Below are 19521 nucleotides of genomic sequence, written 5' to 3'. Positions count from 1 at the left end.
CAACTCTCAAAGGCTTACACATAACACTGTGGTGATCGGGTTCTTGCTGATGCTACGCGGTGTTTGTTATTGGGGCTGCTTCGCAGCCCAGCGCGGGACAAGCCCGCTCACCACAACAGCCCATTTGCCATAGATTCAGCATCCACTGGAAGTTGTGTCGATACCTATGCCCCGATGAGGCCCTAATCCACCACGCTGAATTCAAGCCGTGCAGTTTGACCGGCCTCATCGAGGACACTGAGCTGATAGCGCCCCAACCGCTCGAAACTGGCATTGATAAAGTCCTGATTGGCACTGTCCCCCAACGGCGCGCCATTGAGGAACCACCAGCGCCGACCACTGCCGCCCAGGGCCGAGATTTTCAGGCGCAGGGTTTGTTGGCTGGCGGCGGGCAGGCGCAGTTGGTCGCCTTCACGCACGCCGACAATGGACAGCGGCGAAGACGCGGCCAGCGCCGGTGGCGGGCAATCCGGATCGGCGGGCGGGATGCGCGCTTCGCGGCGTTCGGCCCTTGGCAGCCACGGTTCCAGCGGCGCGGGCCAGAGGGCAATATGGCGGGCGACGGCGCCGGGGCAATGGGCGTCAACCCGCAGGCCCTTGGCGTTGACCCAGATACTTTCCATCAAGCCCACACTCAGTGGTTGGTCCAACGCCTGCAAGGTCGGCGGCGTGGTGTTGTCCAGGGTCCAGGCGAAGCGTTGGCGCCGACAATTCGGATCGCTGCGGCTCATCGGCTGGCCCAGGGGCCAACAGATCGCCGCCACGCCGACAGTGGCTGGCACCGGTAAAACCGGCGCGCTGATGCCGCGCTGGCTGTCGCGGTTGGTCAACACGTCATGCACCTGCAACATCAGAGGCGCCGCCGACGCCAAGCCGAACTGGCCCGGCACGGGCGTGCCGTCCGGTCGGCCGATCCACACGCCGATCAGGTAGCGCGGCCCCACGCCGATCGCCCAGGCATCGCGAAAACCGTAGCTGGTGCCGGTTTTCCAGGCAAGCACCGGGCGCTGCACCAGCTCGGCACGCGGGTCGCGATCCGGCCGCGCTTGCCCACTGAGGATGCGCCGCACAATCCAGGCAGAACCCGGCGACAGCATTGGTCGTTCTCTCAACGTGTCGTCAGGCTGCAATCGGATGGAAGCGCTTTTACCGGCCCGGGCGAAGGCACTGTAACCACCCACCAAATCTTCCAGACGGCTGCCCGCGCCGCCGAGGATCAGCGCCAGGTTCGGCTCGGCCAACGCAGGCAATGCCAGGGGCACGCCGCCGATGCGCATCTCGGCGGCAAATCGCTTGGGCCCGTAAGCTTCCAGCAACTGCACCGCCGGCAGGTTCAGGGAGCTGGACAACGCAGTACTCGCCGGCACCCCGCCGGTAAACCCCATGGAGAAATTGCCCGGCCGGTAATCACCATACCGCCGAGGCACGTCCTGCAGCAGCGACTCGGAGTGAATCAGCCCCTCATCCAGGGCCAGGCCATACAGGAAGGGTTTCAAGGTAGAGCCTGGCGAGCGCAACGCGCTGATCATGTCCACATGGCCAAAGCGCCTGGCGTCGTTGATGTCCACCGAGCCCAGATACGCGCGCACGGCCATGGATTCCTCTTCCACCACCAGGATCGCGGCCGAGGTGTGCTCCGGCAACCGTGCGCGCCAGCCCAGCAACAGGTCTTCGAGACGGCGTTGCAGGGTGGCGTCAACGGTGGTGCGGATCAGCGGCGGGCTGTCGGGGCGGTTCAGGCGGCGGGCGAGCAAGGGGGCCAGGCTCGGTTCCAGGCGTGGGGCAAGTAGCAGCGGTTCTTCAAGGGCTTCGTCGACCGCCGATTGCGGCCATACCTTAAACTCGGCGAGGCGCCGCAAGACCTTGTCCCGAGCCTGCTGGGCGCGCTGCGGATGGCGGTCCGGACGCAAGCGGCTGGGCGCCTGGGGCAATACGGCAAGCAAGGCCGCTTCGGCATGGGTCAATTGCGCCGGGGATTTGCCCAGATAGGCCCAACTGGCCGCGGCCACGCCCTGCAACGTGCCGCCAAACGGGGCGCGGTTCAGGTAGAGGTTGAGGATTTGTTCCTTGGACAGGTGCCATTCCAACTGCGCGGTGCGCCACAGCTGGCGCAATTTACCGTGAAAGGTGCGTGAATGCGGGTCGAGCAAACGGGCGACCTGCATCGACAAGGTGCTGCCACCCGACACCACCCGAGCGCCGGTCAGGTTCTGCCAGGTCGCGCGCGCCAACGCCAGCGGGTTTACGCCTGGATGCTGGTAGAACCAGCGGTCTTCGTAGGTGAGCACGGCGTCCAGGTAATACGGCGAGACTTCGCTGGTTTGCACCGGGTAGCGCCACACCCCATTAGCATCGGCAAACCGCCACAACGGCGTGCCATCCTCGGCCAGCACCACCCGCGCCAGGTCATCCTTGGGCAGGGGCAGCGGCCAGATACGGTCGGCCAGCCACAGCAGGGCAATCACCAACAGGAGGGTCGCCAGGGTCCAGCGGGCAACTAAACGCAATTTCAAACGGGCAAACCTCTATGCTGGTAGGGAACTAGCCTGTCGCATTAACAACCAAAGGCACAGACACGCCCACCTCTTATCAGGACACGCACATGCAGGTAGAAAGCTTTTTCGAGTGGTTGGGCCAGGCGCTCGGCTCCATCATCCGGTTTATCGTCGACGGCCTCAGCGGCTTGTTCGGTGTGCTGACCCATGCCGGCGCAAACTTTGTCGAAGGGTTGTCCCGTACGCTGGGCATGGACACGTCGATTATCAGCATCATCACCCTGATCGTCGGCCTTATGTTGCTCTACTCGGCAGTCCGCGCATTTATGCGGGCGTCGATCATCATGGGGATTATCTGGTTGCTGCTGGGGCTGTGGCTGCTCAGCTGGGTCGTGCACTAATCCCCTGCGGGAGCGAGCAAGCCCGCTCCCACAAGGGTTCTTCAGCGGCCCTTGATGACCAGGTCCGCCGGGGTCTCCCCCACGGCCTGCCAGTTCGGCCGATACATCGACTCCACCTGCGGCGGCGGCACACGGTAGGTGCCCGGCGTCACCGCACGCGCCAGGTACAGCAGGTGCGTGGTGCCATCGCCGTCCAGGTTGATCGCCGCCACATAGCGGTCATCGCGGAACTCCTGATGCTTGAGCGCCGCGTTCTGCATCGACTCGCGCCACTCCTTCACTTGGCTGCTGGCGTTTTCCAGGCTGGCAGCACTTTGCGCCAGGTTCTGGTTTTCCAGCTCCAGGCCAGCGGGCAGGAGGTCGACCACCAACGCATCCGGCACGCGCTGCTTGGCGCTGACCGCCAGGTGCACCAGCACCAGGTCGCCGCTATTGAGGCTGCGCAGGTTCAGCGGCTGGCCGTTCATACCCAGGTATTCACGGCGGATGCTCAGGTTGTCGCCACCCGGTGCCGGCGGCACTTGCGGGTAACCCGAGATCGTCAGTTGCTGGTACACCGGCGTGTCGCCCTGATTGCTCAGGCTCAGATCGCCTGAAAGCAGCTTGCCTTCCAGGTCCAGCGTCGACTGTTGATTGTTCAGCTCGTGCTCACCGCCGCTGCCGTTGAGCAGGACCTTCCAGGCCGACTCGGGCTGGGCGAACCCCAGGCGCCCGGCCAGGAACAGCGAATTGCGCTCCTGGGTCGACAGGTACGGGCTGGCCGCCAATTGGTCCGACAGGGTAAACAAACGCTCTTCGCGCTTGCCCTTGGCCAAGTCATTCTCTTCCAGCAACGCCAGGATCATCGCCTGGTCACGCAGCGGGCTGCCGTAGTCGGCCAGCCATTCCTTGGCGCTGCGTTGCGCTGCCAAGCCTGCCTGCAACGCCTGGTCCGCACGCGGCTGGTCGCCCATCTTGTGCAAGGCGATGGCCAACTGCACCAGCGGCAACCCGGAACGCGCATCGCTGCGTCGCTCGAAAATGCTGCGCAGCGCGCCCAGTGGCGCCTGCTGACTGCGCGCCAGCACCATGCCGGCGTAGGCTTGCACGGCAAAGCGCGTGTGTTCGGCGTTGTCGCTGTAGTCGACTTCGATCAGGTTGCGCTCCTGCACATACCGCAGCAGGCGCTCGCTGGCCTTTTTCAAGGCTTCAGGCGGCACGGCAAAACCCTGGTCGCGGGCGCGCAGCAGGAAGTCGGTGACGTAGGCCGTCAGCCAATATTCTTCTTCGCCGTCGGCGCCCCACAAACCAAAGCTGCCGTTGTAGCGCTGCATGCCCAGCAGGCGTTCGATGCCCAACTCGATCTTGCGCTTGCGCTCGGCATCCGGCTCGCCCTTGATGCTCAGACGCTTGAGCAACGCATCGTCAGCGTACAGCGACGGGTACAGGCCGCTGGCGGTTTGCTCCAGGCACCCATACGGGTACGCCTTGAGCGCCGAGATCTGCGCGCCGAGGTTCAGCGGCGGCCGGCTCGACAGGCTCAACAGCGCCTCACGCCCGGAGGCATCGAATTGCTCCAGGCTGCCGGCGGGCAAGCTCCAGGGTTCATTCTTAAGCACTGCGCGGTAATGCTTGAGCAGCGCCGGATAAGCCGGACGCACGCCCAAGGTCCACTCGCGGCTGAACGGCGGCAGGTTTTCACCCGGCAGATCCAGCCCGTTGACTGTCACCTTCACCTTGCCCTGGCCCAACCCGCCCCAGGCTTTCACCGGGATACGCAGGGTGGTGCGCTGGCCTTGTTTGAGCTCAACGGTTTGCGCGGCAGTGTTGACCAATTCCAACTGCCCCTCGGCGCTCAGTTGCACATCGAGTTTCTGCGCCTTGCCCGACAGATTGGACAGGTCCAGGGCCAGTGTCGTCTGGTCACCGCCGGCGAGGAAGCGCGGCGCCGACAGCTCGGCGATCAGCGGCGCGGCAATCACCGTCTTGGCTTCAGCCATGCCATAGCGGTCATCGCTCCAGGCCTGGGCCATCAGGCGCAGTTCGCCATTGAAGTCGGGGATGTTGACGCTGACTTCGCCCTCGCCCTTGTCGTTCAAGGTCACAGGCGCGCTTTGCAGGGCGACGATGGTCACGCTGGTGTCCGGGCGCTTGCCACCCTTGGCCAATGCCGCGTCGCCACCGAAGGCCAGGCTGGCCAGACGGCCCTGCCCGGCTTCGATCAACTGGCCGTAGATGTCGAACTGGTCCACGCCATACGCCTTGCGGCCGAACAGGCTGGCGTACGGGTCGGGCGTCGGGTACTCGGTGATGTTGAGGATGCCCACGTCCACCGCCGCTACCAGCACATGCACCTGTTTGGGCACGCTGCCGTCGGCGTTTTTGGCGGTGACTTTCACCGTCAGTGGTTGTTTGGGGCGCATTTTTTCCGGGGCGGTGAGGCTCACGCCGAGCTTGCGCTGGGTGCGATCCAACGGCAGGTGCAGCAGGCCCACGGCGCGTTTGGGGGTGATATTGGCCTTGCGTTCGCCAGGGCGAATCACCAGGGCACTCACATACAGGTCATGGCGCGACCATTTAGGGTCGAGTTTCACGGCGAAGCTTTTGCCCTCGGCCGGCACCTCGATTTCCTGCCACCACAGCGGCCCTTCGGCGGACTCCACCAGCAGGTAGCCTTTACCGGCAGCGGGCGGCGTCACGGTGACATTGGCGGTGTCACCGTCGCCATACGCCGGTTTATCCAGCGCCAGCTTGACCTGATCGGGCCGCACGGCGCCGCCTTCGGTGTTGTCCTGGGCCTGGTAACCGGCCCAGAAACGCAGGCTGCTGACCAGACCGGTCTGCGGGTCTTCAACCTCGACACGGTACGGGCCCCACTCCACCTGGAAACTGACCTTGGCGGTGTCGCCGGCCTTGATGTTCAGCGTCTGCTCATCAAGGTTGAGGAATTTCTCGTTGTAGTGGTAACTCCAGCCGTCGTTATCGGAGTAGTTCCAGTAATAGTCGCGGCGCTCGCGCACCAGGCGCACCTTGAGGTTTTGCGCGGCGAGTTTCTGCCCGTCCTGGTTGGCCAACAGCACTTCGAATTCCGCCGGGCCATCGCCGTTGGTTTCGGTGCCGTCAAACAGCCCGCGCAGGCCCGGCAATTGCTCGGCCGGCCAGATGGGTTGCACCAGGCGACGGGTGATCGGCCGTCCGCCCGACTCTTGCAGGCTGGCCTGCACGATCAGTTGCAGCGGTGATTTGGCCTCGGCCCATTTGCTTTCCAGGGTCAGTTTTTCCTGGCCCTTGGCATCAAGGACACTTTCGTCCAGTTCAAAATCCTGGCTCAGTTCTTCTTCGGTGACGGAACCGAACTGATAGCCCGGCAGCGCCTTGACCGCTTCGCGCAGCGGCCGCACATAGACTTGCCCGCTGACCCGATTGCCGGAAGCTGGCGCGCCGTACAGGTAACGGCCGTTGACCTGGATGACGGGGTTATCCGCCGGGCTCAATGCTGTGTCGCTGCCCTTGAGTTCCAGCGCCAGGCGCTCGGGCAGGAAGTCTTCGACGAGGAACTCATACAACTGCGGTTTGCCGTCGCCCAGGTCGAACACCAGCTGCCAACGCCCGGTCGGCGCCTCTGCGGCCAGTTGCAGTTGGTATTGATAGAGGCCGGATGCGTCGGCATCCCAGACAAATTTGCGGCTGACTTGTTCATCCGGGCGGCGCACCTCGACACTCACCGGCTGCGGCTTGACGGCGTTGCCGTCCTTGTCGCGCAGCAGGGCGTTGAGCAGCACGGTTTCGCCGGGGCGATACAGGTCGCGCGGGCCGAATACAAAGAACTGCAACGGGTGCGAGGGTTGGCCGCCGATGTCGAACTCCGCCAGGTCCAGCGCAGCGCTGTCGAGGCGCAGCAGGCTGGTCTGTTCGCCTTGCTTGGCAAGCAAAACCTGGGCCTTTTTCGGCAACGGCAACTCGGCGTGGCCACCCTTCTCGGTCTTGCCCTGGCCCAGCACGCGACCATCGGCATCCAGCACTTCCAGGTCGACGCCATCCAGCGCTTTGCCGCCTTCCAGTGCCTGGGTAAACACATCCAGGCGATTGGCGTAGCGATGCACCGACAGGCCGATATCACTCAGGGTAAACAGCGTGGCCGGTTGCGAATAGTTGTAGGTGCCCGAAGCGCGCATCACTGCCAGGTATACGCCCGGCTGCTGCAATTGCTTGAGGCCGGCAATGGGCAGCAGCAGGGTTTCACGGGTATTGCGCGCCGGATTGAGATCAAAACGGCCGCCGTAGACCAGATCGGCCAGCGGCAGCAGTTCACGGGATTCATAGCTTTGCAGGCTGGTATTGCGCCCCCACTGCGCCAGGAACGACGGCAGGGATTCGGGCTTGATGCGGAAGAATTCGACGTCGATCTTGTCAACGTTCAGCGCGATCACCGGCAGGCCCTCGGCGAGGCGCGTCGGCAGCAAGGTGCCACGGCTGGCGAAGCCGACGGTGGCTTGCAGGTCACGGGTTTCCAGGCGGGCGATGTACTCGGCGGCGAGCGTGTTGTCGTTGACCGCCTTCACCCCGGCGTCGACTGTCAGCACCAGTTTGCGCTGGGGCTCAAGGTGGCGCAGGCGCAGCTCCATCAGGTTATCGGACAGTTCCCAGGCGCCGTCGATCTTGCCCGATTTGCTGTCCACCAGGTGGAGCCTATCGGCGAACTTCTGGTCGGGGTCCAGGGGAATGGAGAAACTCACCGACAAGGTGCTGGCCCCGTCCAACTGCACCTCGGACACGTCCACCACGCTCAACTCACGCCCGGCATAACGCTGCTTCAGCGCTGGCACATCCACCGCCGCCTTGGCCGGTTTCGGCGCAGCCGCCACTGGGGGCGCGGACGGCGCAGCAGGTTTATCGGAAGAATCGCAGGCGCTCAGCAGGGCCAGCGCGCAAGCCAGGAACAATCCTTTGTTAAGCATGGGGCACTCGTAGTGAGAGGGAACCGAGGGGTGAACTATATATCAGCGCTGGCGAAGCCGATGTGGCGCTGGTCACATTGACCGACGGAGGGTGGGTTGGTTCTGGATCTGCTTCAAGCCAAGCCAATTCCCACAGCCTATAAAGAATAAAATGTGGGAGGGGGCTTGCCCCCGATGACGGTGGGTCAGTTGATGCATGAGTTGACAGACACACAGCTATCGGGGGCAAGCCCCCTCCCACATTGGTCCTGCGGTGCGACGGAGGGCCAGTTACACTGCTGCTCCCCAGAGGAGCCTCCATGCCCACCTTACTCACCGACTGGCGCCACCGGCCCACACATCGCCGCGTCTGGGCCCTGGCCGCGCCGATGATCCTGTCCAATATCTCCGTGCCGCTGGTGGCCTTGGTCGACAGCATGGTCATCGGCCATCTGCCCCATGCTCATCAGTTGGGTGCCGTGGCCGTCGGGGCCAGCCTGTATACCTTTCTTGCCTGGGCCATGGGTTTCCTGCGCATGGGGTCCACCGGTTTCGCCGCCCAGGCCGCTGGCCGCAACGATGGTGCGGCGCTGCGACAAATCCTGCTGCAAGGTCTGTTGCTGGCGCTGGGGCTGGCGATGTTGCTGGGCACGGTAGGCATTCCCTTGAGCCACCTGGCGCTGGAGTGGATGCAGCCGTCACCCGAGCTCAATCAACTGACTCGTGACTTTTTCCACGCCCGCCTGTTCGGCCTCCCTGCCGCCCTGGCCACTTATGCGCTGGTTGGCTGGTTCCTCGGCACGCAAAACGCCCGCGCGCCGCTGGCAATTCTGTTGACCACCAACCTGGTGAACATCGCGCTCAACCTGTGGTTCGTGCTCGGTTTGGAGTGGGGCGTGGTCGGCTCCGCCCGCGCCTCCGTGATCGCCGAATGGACCGGCGCCCTGCTAGGTCTGGCGCTCACGCAAAAAGCCCTGCGCGCCTACCCCGGCCATATCGCCTGGGCCGCGCTGAAAGTGTGGCAAAGCTGGCGCCCATTGCTGGCGGTGAACCGCGACATTTTTATCCGCAGCCTGGCGCTGCAATCGGTGTTTTTCATGATCACGGTACAAGGCGCGCGCCTGGGCGATGCCACCGTGGCGGCCAACGCGCTATTGCTCAACGGGCTATTGTTGACCGCCCACGCTCTGGACGGTTTAGCCCACGCGGTGGAAGCCCTGTGCGGCCACGCCATCGGCGCCCGTGATCGCCAGTCCCTGCGCCGTTCATTGGTGGTCGCAGGTGGTTGGTCACTGATTGCCAGCGTCGGCTTTGCGCTGCTGTTCAGCCTGGCCGGGCACCTGTTTATCGCCATGCAAACCGACATCCCCAGCGTGCGCGGCACCGCTGATATCTACCTGCCCTACCTGGCCCTGCTGCCGTTGATTGCGGTTTGGAGCTATCTGTTGGATGGCCTGTTTATCGGCGCCACCCGCGCGCGGGAAATGCGCAATGGCATGCTGCTGACGGTGTTGCTGGCACTGCCCTTCGCCTGGGCGCTGCAGGGCTTGGGTAATCACGGCCTTTGGATCACTTTCCTGCTGTTCATGGCACTGCGCAGCCTGACCCTGGGGGGCATCGCTTGGCGGCTCAAGCAGCGTGGCCACTGGTTCGGTACCGGTGCTGACTGACCACTGCCAGAACATCACAACAATACCCATTAACGGCACGGGTAAAATTAACCAGGTCATCCAGATATAACCCTGGCAACTGTTCGTACGCTCAATGCACTGAATTCCATTGACCAAGCCAAAAGCAGCTAGGTTTATTGGCCGGAGGTGGACTCGATAAACCCAGTCACCCTATCCAGCACCGGCGCCAACCAGCGCAAAGGCTTGGCGATAGACGCCACCAATGTTGCATGGCCGGTTCGGGTGAAATACAACACCTCGACCGGCGCACCCGCTTCCCGCAGTTTTTTCGCTAACCCTCCCGTGTTGCGGGTGGGGTTGACGAGCGTGTCATCGGTCGAGGCAATCAACAGGCTTGGCGGCGCGTCACGGCTGACGTGGTTGATCGGCTGCGATTCCGGCGGCGAGTCTGGAAAGAAGAACACGGGCTTCACGTCTGGGTTTTCAATCGGCAAGAAGTCATAAGGCCCGGCCAGGCCGATCCAGCCTTTGAAGATCGATGGTGCCAAGCCCACTGCATTGAGCCAACGCCCATCCAGCGCCAGCATCGAGGCGTTATAAGCGCCGGAGCTATGGCCCATCACGTAAAGCTGCTTGGGATCGGCGCCGTATTCAGCGCCATGGTGATAAGTCCAGGCCACCGCTTTTGCGCCGTCCTGGAGAAAGGCGGGGTAACGCACTTGCGGGTAGAGCCGGTAGTCTGCGATCACCACCACCACGCCACGTGAAGCCAGGGCTTCGCCGACGAAAGCGTAGTCCTCCTTGCTGCCGTTGTTCCAGCTGCCGCCGTAGAAAAACACCACCACGGGGGCGTGTGAAATGGCAGGAAGCGGGCGGTAGATATCAAGCTTCTGGCGGGGATCGTCGCCGTAGGCGATGGCGGAAGTTTTGGTGAAGGTGTCGCAGGGTGTCAGTGCATTGAGCACTTTGATCGGCGAGCAGGCCGCCATGAAAGCAGCCATTGCCAGGGTGAACACTTGCAGCCATTTGCTCGACATCGTTCAGCCCCCACACAACCTCAGGAATGGCAGCGTTCCCACTGTGGGAGGGGCCATCGCACCGCCCCTCCCACAGTTGGACTTGTGTCAGCTCAGCTTACGAGGACAGGTACGAAGACCGCGTCAGCCCCAGGCGCAAGGCGTCGAGGAACTGCGTCCGTTCCGACGCGCTGATCTTCGCGCTCGCGCACTTGTCACGGTAATGCGTCATCAACTCCTCCGGCGACAAGTGCACGTAGCGCAGCATGTCTTCGATGGTGTCGTGGGTCTCGATGCCGGCGCTGTACACCGAGCCGTCTTCGCGCTGGTAGATGTTCACCGAGTCGGTGTCACCGAACAGGTTGTGCATGTCGCCGAGGATTTCCTGGTAGGCGCCGACCAGGAAGATACCCAACAGGTAGTCTTCACCTTCGTTCAAGCCGTGCACCGGCAGGCTGGTCTCGATGCTCTGCTCGTCGACGTACTGCTTGATCTTGCCGTCGGAGTCGCAGGTCAGGTCTTGCAGCACGGCGCGGCGCAGCGGCTCTTCGTCGAGACGGTGCAGCGGCAGGATCGGCAATACCTGGCCGATGGCCCAGGTGTCCGGCAGGCTCTGGAACACCGAGAAGTTGCAGATGTACTTGTCGGCCAGCTTGTCGTTGAGTTCGTCCAGCACCTGGCGGTGCGAGCGCTGGCGGGCTTTCAACGAGTTGTGCAGGCGGCGGCACACGGCGAAGTAGCACTGCTCGGCCAGGGCTTTTTCGGCCAGGGTCAGCTTGCCATCGGCGTACTGGGTGGCCACGTCGCTCATGTAGTGAGTGGCGCGCCAGTAGGTTTCGGTGACCATCTCGATGTCGGTCGGGCCCAGCAGGTCCACCAGCCACTGCACGGTTTCCGGCAGGCTTTCCTTGTTTTCGATGGTCGGGATTTCGTCGTTGTGTTTCTCGACGTCAGTGACTTGCACCACCAGCATGGCGTGGTGGGCGGTCAGGGAACGGCCGCTTTCGGAGAAGATATTCGGGTGCGGCAGGCTTTGCGCGTCGCAGAATTCCTTGAGCATGCCCACGACCACACCGGCGTAGTCGTCCATGTCGTAGTTGATGGAGCTGGCGTTACGCGAGTGCGTACCGTCGTAGTCCACGCCCAGGCCACCGCCGACGTCGATGTGATCCACCGGCAGGCCGAGGTTGCGCAGTTCGCCGTAGTAACGAATGGCTTCCTTGAACCCGTGCTGGTAATCGGCCAGGTTGGCGATCTGCGAACCCATGTGGAAGTGCAGCAAGCGGATGCCCTGGTCCAGGCCTGCGGCGCGGAAGCGCTCGACCACGGACAACAGTTGCGCCGCCGACAAACCGAACTTGGACTTCTCGCCACCGGTGTCCGCCCACTTGCTCGACGCGAGGGACGACAACCGCACACGCAGGCCGACCTGTGGCTTGACCTTGAGGCTGGCAGCCTCTTCGATCACCAGGCCGACTTCGGATTCTTTCTCGATCACGATAAATACGTTGTGGCCGAGCTTCTGGCCCATCAGCGCGAGGCGGATGAACTCACGGTCCTTGTAACCGTTGCAGACGATGGTGCCGCCCTTCGGCGCCAGGGCCAGCACGGCCAGCAGCTCAGGCTTGGAGCCTGCTTCGAGGCCAATGGAGACGTTCTGGGTGGCGATGATGTTCTCGATCACCGCTTCCTGCTGGTTCACCTTGATCGGGTACAGCGCGGTGTACTTGCTCTGGTATTCCAGGCGTTCGATGTTGGCGTCGAAGGCACCGGTCAGTTGGCGTACACGGTCTTGCAGAATGTCAGGGAAGCGCACCAGCAACGGCAGCGACAGGCCGCTTTTGCGCAACTGGTCGACTTGCTCGTAAAGGTCGACTGGCGTGCTGTTCGGGCCGTTCGGACGGACTTCAACGCGACCGGCGTCATTGATCGCGAAATACCCGGCCCCCCAATGGCGGATCCCGTAAACACTGCGGCTGTCCGCAACTGTCCATTGGCTGCCATCGTCTTTGCGTGTGCGTCGTACGGACATCGAAGTCCCCTATAAATGAAGGCGAAGGCGCCACCTCTCAGGGAGGCTGGCGCAGTCTAAAGAATGAAAATGACGATTTGCCTGTAAGAAAGGTAGACCTCACTCGCAGGACAGAGTTTAGACACAGGTTGGGAAGAGGCTGTCAGCCGCCGGACTTCTTGGCCTTGTAACCGAGCTTGATCAGCTCGGCCAACAGCAGTTCGACGTGATCGCCCTGGATCTCGATGACGCCGTCTTTCAACGCGCCACCGGTGCCACAACGCTTTTTCAGCGCGGTGGCCAGTTCCTTGAGCGCATCTTCAGCCAGGGGCACGCCGGTGATAGTCGTCACCGTCTTGCCGCCACGGCCCTTGCTCTCGCGTCGCACGCGGGCAATACCGTCGCCTTCAGGGATCAGGGTCTGTTTGCAGGTACACGAATCCACGGGCTGACGACAGTCCGGGCAGTGTCGACCTGCATCGGTGGAAAATACCAGGCCACCAAGGGCGGCGAAGGATGCGGCTTTTTTGGCCACCGGCAATCCTCTTGGGAGGATGAAGACTGATCGGCGCGCTCATGCACGACCGACCGCGAAGCCCCACTCAGGCAGGGGCAGCGCTACCGAACCGCCAAGGCGGCTCGGGTGAAAAGTCGCGCAGTGTAACGGCAAAAAGCCAACTTGCTAAGGGCCAAATAGCGCCAATTTATGCAACTTTAGCGACGCGAGGCCAGATAGCGGCGCAGGCCCTCTTGGGCGTCCGGGCAGTAGGGCTTTTGTTCGGCCTCCTGCAGGACAATCTCGATGGGCAAAAAGCGCGCTTCCATGACTTCTTCAGGCTGTAAACGCAGGGGCCCATCCCAGACAGCGGAATAGGATCTGCACCACAAACGGCTGTCACCGTCCTCGAAGTAGAAATGGTCATGCTCCACCAATTCCACCCCGCCCACGCCAAGTTCTTCCTCCAGCTCACGCGCTGCGGAGTCTGCATAACTCTCCCCGGCCGCCACCATGCCGCCCGCCGCCGTGTCCCAGAACCCAGGGTACATGGCTTTGCTCAGGGTACGCCGGTGCACACACAGCTCACCGGCGGAGTTGAACAGGAAGATAAACGTGCAGCGGCCGATCAAGCCCCGCTGGCGAAGGTCGGACCTGACGACGGTGCCGAGCAGATTGTCCTGCTCGTCGACCCAGCAGATCAGTTCAGCATCGGAAGCCGCACGGTGCGCGGCCTCCTGTTGAGTGGCGTCCATCATCAACCCTGGTTAAGCAACTGACGCAAATCGATCACCGCTGCGTTGGCCCGCGAGATGTAGTTGGCCATCACCAGCGAGTGGTTCGCCAGTACGCCAAAGCCGCTGCCGTTGAGGATCATCGGGCTCCACACGGGCTCTTGCGAGGCTTCCAACTCACGGATGATCTGACGCACGCTGACCGTGGCGTTCTTCTTGGCCAGTACGTCGGCGAAGTCGACTTCGATGGCGCGCAGCAGATGGGACAGTGCCCACGCCTGGCCACGGGCTTCGTAGAACACGTTGTCGATCTGCATCCATGGGGTTTCCACCACCTCTTCGTCGACCTGCGGCACTTCACCTGGCGCCAGGGCTTCGGTTTTGAGTGCGGTGTTCAATTTGACCCGGCCAACACTGGCCGACAGGCGTTGCGACAACGAACCCAGGCGGGTAGCCACATCACCCAGCCAGTTGTTCAGGTTGTCGGCACGCGCATAAAACAGCGCGCCGCGCTGGTTAGGGTCGGACAGGCGCGCTTCATAGCGGCTCAGGGAGTTGATGCCTTCCTGGTACTCCGACTCGCTCGATGGCAGCACCCAGCTCTTGTTATCGAAGTTGAAACGCGGCTCGGCCTTGGCCAAGTCAGCGTCTTCGGCCGATTGCGACTGGGACCGGGCGAAGTCTTTACGCAGGGCACGGGTCAGGTCGCGCACCTGCACCAGCACGCCGTACTCCCAGCTCGGCATGTTGTCCATCCACAAGCCCGGCGGGAAACGGTCGTTGGAGATATAGCCGCCGGGTTTGTTCAGCAAGGTGCCGACCACGGTCTTGAGGGTTTCGACAGTGGTGTAGCCCACCACCATCTGCTTGCCTTCTTTCTCGGCAGCAATTTGCGCGTTCTGCTGGACCGGGAACAGCGCCGGCTCTTCGCTCCAGTACCAACCCAGGGCACCGGTGACCAACAGGTACAGACCCAGCACGCTAAGCAGCGCCCGGCTCATCAGCAGGGTACGAAAATAGCTGCGGTTGGCCGACTTGGGCTCAGGGGCGGGGCCTTTGGCACTGCCTGCACGGTTTTTCCAGTCCAGCATGGCGATATCCTTTCAATCACTTGAGTTCATGCACTTCAATTGACGGCGTGCGTTCAAACACTCCGACCACAACCCTACCCCATCGTGCCCGCCGGTGCGGGGGTTTTCACCAAACTGGCGCAGGAGTGGCGCTGGACTATAAAGGATGGACGCTTTTTACGCTGCGCGACCGTCAGGTCATTAACTGAATCGCACCGACATGCAGTTAATTGACATATGACACTCATCCCACTGAAAAGAGGTGCTAGCATAGAGCCATCAGTTCGACCTCAGCATGCCCCCTTACTAGTAGTCAGGATATGACCGAGCCAGAAGACCCCAGCCGTGAGCGTCTCAAGCAGCACTTTGCCCAGCGGGTAATTCATCAGGCACGTCAAATTCTTGAGATCTGGCAGCGCCTGCAACGCAGCGAATGGTCTGGCGCCGATCTCTCCGAGCTCAGCGAGGCCAACCTGCGCCTGCTGCGCTTTGCCGAGCGTTTTGAACAACCCGAACACGGCCAGTTGGCGCGCAACATCGGTGAATCACTCCAAGCGGTGGATGAAAACCGTGGTCGCCTCAGCAGCCAGTTGATCACCGAACTCAACCGTTTGATGCAGCGCCTGTCGCGCACTGGCCTGCGTCAGGGCGACCAGCTGGAACAGACCTTCCTGCCACCGATGCGCAAGCCGATCTACGTGATGCTCGCCGATCACGACCGCGCCGAGCGCCTGGCCAAGCAGCTGGAATTCTTTGGCCTGAGCGCCCAGTCACTGGACAGCGTGGCGGCGTTTCGCGCCTCAATGAGCGAGCGCCTGCCGTCTGCAATCGTGATGGACGTGGATTTCTGCGGCGCAGGCCTGGGCCTCAAGCTCGCCGCCGAAGCCCAGGAAGGCCTGGAGCAAAAGCTGCCGCTGTTGTTTTTCAGCCTGCACGAAACCGACACACCGACCCGACTGGCTGCCGTGCGCGCCGGTGGCCAGGAGTTTCTGACCGGCACACTGGAAGCCTCCAGCCTGCTGGAAAAAATCGAAGTGCTGACCTGCGTCGCCCAGTACGAGCCTTATAAAGTGCTGATCATCGACGACTCGCGGGCCCAGGCGCTGCACACCGAGCGGCTGCTCAACAGCGCCGGGATCGTCACCCGCACCTTGATTGAGCCGATCCAGGCCATGGCCGAGTTGGCGGACTTCCAGCCAGACCTGATCATCCTCGACATGTACATGCCCGCCTGCACCGGCACCGAACTGGCCAAGGTGATCCGCCATAACGACCGTTATGTGAGCGTGCCGATCATTTACCTGTCGGCCGAGGACGACCTGGACAAGCAATTGGATGCGATGAGCGAAGGCGGCGACGACTTCCTCACCAAGCCGATCAAGCCGCGCCACCTGATCACCACCGTGCGCAACCGCGCCGCCCGCGCCCGCCACCTCAAGGCACGGATGGTGCGCGACAGCCTGACCGGGTTGTACAACCACACCCATATCCTGCAATTGCTCGAAGACTGCAGCTTCCGCGCACGCCGCGAGAACAAGCCGTTGAGCTTTGCCATGCTTGATATCGACCACTTCAAGCGGGTCAATGACAGCCATGGCCACCCCATGGGCGACCGCGTGATCAAGAGCCTGGCGCTGTTCCTCAAGCAGCGCTTGCGCAAGACCGACTTTATCGGACGCTACGGCGGTGAAGAGTTCGCCATCGTGATGCCCGACACCGACCTGGAGTCGGCCTGCAAGGTGCTGGATGAAATCCGCGGACGCTTTGCCGAAATCCATTACCCGGCACAGCCTCAGGATTTGTGGTGCACGTTCAGCGCCGGGCTGGTGGAGCTGCGCGACGGCTCCGACAGCCTGATGATGGCGGCCCAGGCCGACGAGGCGCTGTATCGCGCCAAGCATGCCGGGCGCAATCGCGTGCAAGCCGCCCGGACGTCAAAGCAAAGTGCCACCTTTTCACCAGAATCCACTGACTCCGTCATAACGCTGTAATGAAAACGCAATAACTTCAGGCACTTACCTTTCGCTGTCGGTTGAAACCACGCATGCGCCTGAAGCTGCTGACCAATCTCAACACCCTTCTTCTGGTGGCCGTGTGCCTGGCACTTGGGGCGACGCTGTGGTGGTCGCAACGGGCGCTGGAACGGCCCTATCTGCTGATGGAGCGCTACCTGGGGCTGTCCCAGACCTTCCAGAACCAGGCGGCGCGCAATATCGACGATTACCTGGCCAGCGGCGATGCCCTGCGCCTGAGCAGCGCCAGTCAAAGCCTGGAAAACCTGCTGCAACAGCTGGATGAGCTGCCCGCTGACCTGGCGCAGAACCTGCGCCCCAGCCTGGCTGCCCTGGACACCTTCAGCAAGACCGACCTGCTGGCCGCCGGCAAACTGGCAGGCGACCCACAGGCCTTGCTGCTACAAGCCGAGCGCGAATTGGGCGCCAACCTGGACCAGTTGAGCCAGTACGCCATGGGCGTCAATTCCCCTGACGGTGCGCGCTACCTTCAACCGCTACTGACCGCGTCCCAACACCTGGGCAAGTTGTCCCTGGCCCGCGACAAGCTGGTGAGCAGCGGGCGTGCGGAACTGGCCAATGATGTGGAGCGCGAAGTCGCCAATATCCGCGCCCAGGCCGACGCGCTGGGACAACTGCCGTTGCTCGGCGTCAAAGCCAGCACCGAATCCAGTACCGATGACTTTTCCGCCCTGATGGGCCTGGAAAACAGCGAAAAAACCGAAGCCCAGGACACCGGTGTCGACCTCAAGCGCGAACTCAACAGCCTGCTGACCCGTTACCCCGCCGAACTCAAGCGCACCCGTGAACAGATCCAGCAACGCAGCGACCTGGCCGCCAGCACCCACCTGAAGATCAACGCCGTGCAACAGGCCATCGCCGGTCTTGAGCCTGTGGTGCGCGCACAACATGGCCTTATCCAAAGCGAAGTGCGCCTGATGCAAGGGGTGATGATCGGCCTGATCCTGCTGATTGCGCTGCTGATCGACACCCTGCAACGCCGCCTGGCAAGGGTGCTGACCAATCTGGCCCCGGCCTTGTCGGTCTGGGCCGAAGGCAACTTCAGCCAACCGATCGCACTGGGCAAGACCAACCGCGAACTGCACGACATCGAAGCCTCCCTCAACCGTTTGCGCGCCTACCTGGTGGACTTGGTGGGCACCATTCGCGGCAATGCCGAAGAAGTGGCCGGCAGCAGCCGCGCCCTCGCCGAACTGAGCAGCGGCCTGCACGACGGCGCCGAACGCCAGGCCGGGGACACCGCGCAGATCCGCGATTCCCTGGGCGAACTCGAAGCCACCATCCAGCAAGTGGCCGGCGATGCCAGCCAGGCCGCCAGCGCCAGCCGCAGCGCGGGCCAGGCAGTGGAACAAGGCCAGCGGGTGATCGGTCTGAGCCTGACCGGTTTGCATGCATTGGTCGGCGAAGTGCAGCAAAACGCACAGATGATCGAGAAACTTGCTGAAGAGTCCGCCACCATCGGCGGCGTGCTCACGGTGATTCGCTCGATTGCCGACCAGACCAACCTGCTGGCCCTCAACGCCGCCATCGAAGCCGCCCGCGCCGGCGAGGCCGGACGTGGATTTGCGGTGGTCGCCGACGAAGTACGCACCCTGGCCCAACGCACCGCCGGCGCCACCGCAGAGATCCAGGGCTTGATCAGCGGCCTGCAAAACGCAGCCCACCAGTCAGTGGAAGGCATGCGCGCCCAGGTCGAACACGCCGAAGCCACCGCCCAGCAAGCCCAGGCGGCGGATGGAGCGCTGGATGAAATCGTCGGGGCGATCCAGACCATTTCCGACACGGCTGTGCGGATTGCCGACGTGACCGCGCAGCAGAGTGGCGCGGTGAGTGAGATTCGCGATAACAGCGAGCGGATTCATCAATTGGGTGAGGATAATTTGCTGCGCATCGGGCAAGGGCGTAGCCAGGGAGAGCATCTGCTGGTGCTGGGTGGGCAGCTCAACACCGCAGTCCAAGCCTTTCGCGTATGACCCAATCCCGCGCCCTATGAAGATCAAATGTGGGAGGGGGCTTGCCCCCGATTGCAGAGTGTCAGCCACTGCATGTGTTGGCTGATGCACCGCTATCGGGGGCAAGCCCCCTCCCACACTTGATCTCGATGACCAGATCTAAGCCCCCAGTCACAAATTTTGCGCAATCCTCGCTAATCGTGCTGCCTACTGCATAGAACTGGACAGTCACAAAGGCTTTGCGGCATAGTCGCCGGGTTCTGCCGTACTCCCATCAATAACAAGGAACAGCCGATGGCGACCTTACTGGTTCTTCACGGACCCAACCTGAACCTGCTTGGCACCCGCGAACCGGGCGTCTACGGGGCTGTGACCCTGGATCAGATCAACCTCGATCTGGAGCAGCGGGCTCGTGTTGCCGGCCACCATCTGCTCTACCTGCAAAGCAATGCCGAGTACGAATTGATTGATCGCATCCATGCCGCGCGCGGCGAAGGCGTGGACTTTATCCTGATCAATCCCGCCGCTTTTACGCATACAAGTGTTGCATTACGTGACGCGCTGCTGGCGGTGAGCATCCCATTCATCGAAGTGCATTTATCGAACGTGCATAAACGCGAAGCTTTCCGCCATCACTCTTACTTCTCCGACGTAGCGGTAGGTGTGATCTGCGGCCTTGGCGCCAGCGGTTACCGACTGGCCCTGGAGGCCGCCCTGGAACAACTTGAACAACCGGCCAAGCGCCCCTGACCGACCCTTGGGAGTT

Annotated in this window: 12 protein-coding genes; 5 read left to right on the top strand and 7 right to left on the bottom strand. The window is 62.5% G+C overall.

Annotation, left to right across the window (positions count from 1 at the left end; translation table 11 throughout):
- Positions 1-182: 182 nt before the first annotated feature.
- Positions 183-2513 (bottom strand): peptidoglycan glycosyltransferase PbpC, encoded by a 2331-nt coding sequence (gene pbpC, locus DNK50_RS06740; RefSeq protein WP_112193233.1) that lies wholly within the window; start codon positions 2511-2513, stop codon positions 183-185.
- Between the two features lie 89 nt (positions 2514-2602).
- On the opposite strand from pbpC, the gene DNK50_RS06735 reads away from it, so the two are divergent.
- Entirely contained in the window at positions 2603-2896 is a 294-nt protein-coding gene (locus DNK50_RS06735; RefSeq protein ID WP_099583590.1) for a hypothetical protein, read from the top strand.
- A gap of 41 nt (positions 2897-2937) precedes the next feature.
- Here DNK50_RS06735 and DNK50_RS06730 read toward each other — a convergent pair whose 3' ends face one another.
- Positions 2938-7833 carry an alpha-2-macroglobulin gene (locus tag DNK50_RS06730; RefSeq protein WP_112193231.1) on the bottom strand — a complete coding sequence of 1632 codons (4896 nt, stop codon included), beginning with the start codon at positions 7831-7833 and terminating at the stop codon, positions 2938-2940.
- Between the two features lie 299 nt (positions 7834-8132).
- On the opposite strand from DNK50_RS06730, the gene DNK50_RS06725 reads away from it, so the two are divergent.
- Positions 8133-9482, top strand: a complete 1350-nt coding sequence (locus tag DNK50_RS06725; RefSeq protein WP_112193229.1) for an MATE family efflux transporter — start codon at positions 8133-8135, stop codon at positions 9480-9482.
- A 134-nt stretch (positions 9483-9616) separates the two neighbouring features.
- Here DNK50_RS06725 and DNK50_RS06720 read toward each other — a convergent pair whose 3' ends face one another.
- The 5 genes from DNK50_RS06720 to DNK50_RS06700 all read right to left on the bottom strand — a co-directional run bounded on the left by DNK50_RS06720 (position 9617) and on the right by DNK50_RS06700 (position 14791).
- Positions 9617-10480, bottom strand: coding sequence for an alpha/beta hydrolase (locus DNK50_RS06720; protein WP_112193227.1), 864 nt, complete (start codon positions 10478-10480; stop codon positions 9617-9619).
- Positions 10481-10577: 97 nt separating this feature from the next.
- Positions 10578-12491, bottom strand: coding sequence for an arginine decarboxylase (gene speA, locus DNK50_RS06715; RefSeq protein ID WP_099583594.1), 1914 nt, complete (start codon positions 12489-12491; stop codon positions 10578-10580).
- 142 nt (positions 12492-12633) lie between these two features.
- Positions 12634-13005, bottom strand: a complete 372-nt coding sequence (locus DNK50_RS06710; protein WP_025857628.1) for a translation initiation factor Sui1 — start codon at positions 13003-13005, stop codon at positions 12634-12636.
- Positions 13006-13184: 179 nt separating this feature from the next.
- Positions 13185-13721, bottom strand: coding sequence for an NUDIX hydrolase (locus tag DNK50_RS06705; RefSeq protein WP_112193225.1), 537 nt, complete (start codon positions 13719-13721; stop codon positions 13185-13187).
- Positions 13722-13723: 2 nt separating this feature from the next.
- Entirely contained in the window at positions 13724-14791 is a 1068-nt protein-coding gene (locus DNK50_RS06700) for a DUF2333 family protein (protein ID WP_099583597.1), read from the bottom strand.
- Positions 14792-15090: 299 nt separating this feature from the next.
- Between DNK50_RS06700 and DNK50_RS06695 the strand changes: the two genes are divergently transcribed.
- From DNK50_RS06695 to aroQ, 3 genes are all read left to right on the top strand, one after another.
- Entirely contained in the window at positions 15091-16761 is a 1671-nt protein-coding gene (locus DNK50_RS06695; RefSeq protein ID WP_112193223.1) for a PleD family two-component system response regulator, read from the top strand.
- 53 nt (positions 16762-16814) lie between these two features.
- Complete coding sequence (locus tag DNK50_RS06690; RefSeq protein WP_112193221.1) at positions 16815-18776, top strand: methyl-accepting chemotaxis protein; 1962 nt, start codon at positions 16815-16817, stop codon at positions 18774-18776.
- A gap of 273 nt (positions 18777-19049) precedes the next feature.
- Entirely contained in the window at positions 19050-19505 is a 456-nt protein-coding gene (aroQ, locus tag DNK50_RS06685) for a type II 3-dehydroquinate dehydratase (RefSeq protein ID WP_099583600.1), read from the top strand.
- The last annotated feature ends 16 nt before the right edge of the window (positions 19506-19521 follow it).

The organism is Pseudomonas sp. LG1E9, from assembly GCF_003290225.1.
In the GTDB taxonomy this organism is placed as follows: domain Bacteria; phylum Pseudomonadota; class Gammaproteobacteria; order Pseudomonadales; family Pseudomonadaceae; genus Aquipseudomonas; species Aquipseudomonas cyclaminis.
The sequence above is the reverse complement of the archived record's forward strand: the minus strand, read 5'-3'. Positions and strand labels throughout refer to the sequence as shown.

Bases quoted from the DNA above. Each gene is read 5' to 3' on its own strand.
- DNK50_RS06735 (WP_099583590.1), top strand. From the start codon at position 2,603: ATGCAGGTAGAAAGCTTTTTCGAGTGGTTGGGCCAGGCGCTCGGCTCC.
- DNK50_RS06730 (WP_112193231.1), bottom strand. From the start codon at position 7,833: ATGCTTAACAAAGGATTGTTCCTGGCTTGCGCGCTGGCCCTGCTGAGC.
- DNK50_RS06725 (WP_112193229.1), top strand. From the start codon at position 8,133: ATGCCCACCTTACTCACCGACTGGCGCCACCGGCCCACACATCGCCGC.
- DNK50_RS06720 (WP_112193227.1), bottom strand. From the start codon at position 10,480: ATGTCGAGCAAATGGCTGCAAGTGTTCACCCTGGCAATGGCTGCTTTC.
- speA (WP_099583594.1), bottom strand. From the start codon at position 12,491: ATGTCCGTACGACGCACACGCAAAGACGATGGCAGCCAATGGACAGTT.
- DNK50_RS06705 (WP_112193225.1), bottom strand. From the start codon at position 13,721: ATGGACGCCACTCAACAGGAGGCCGCGCACCGTGCGGCTTCCGATGCT.
- DNK50_RS06700 (WP_099583597.1), bottom strand. From the start codon at position 14,791: ATGCTGGACTGGAAAAACCGTGCAGGCAGTGCCAAAGGCCCCGCCCCT.
- DNK50_RS06695 (WP_112193223.1), top strand. From the start codon at position 15,091: ATGACCGAGCCAGAAGACCCCAGCCGTGAGCGTCTCAAGCAGCACTTT.
- DNK50_RS06690 (WP_112193221.1), top strand. From the start codon at position 16,815: ATGCGCCTGAAGCTGCTGACCAATCTCAACACCCTTCTTCTGGTGGCC.
- aroQ (WP_099583600.1), top strand. From the start codon at position 19,050: ATGGCGACCTTACTGGTTCTTCACGGACCCAACCTGAACCTGCTTGGC.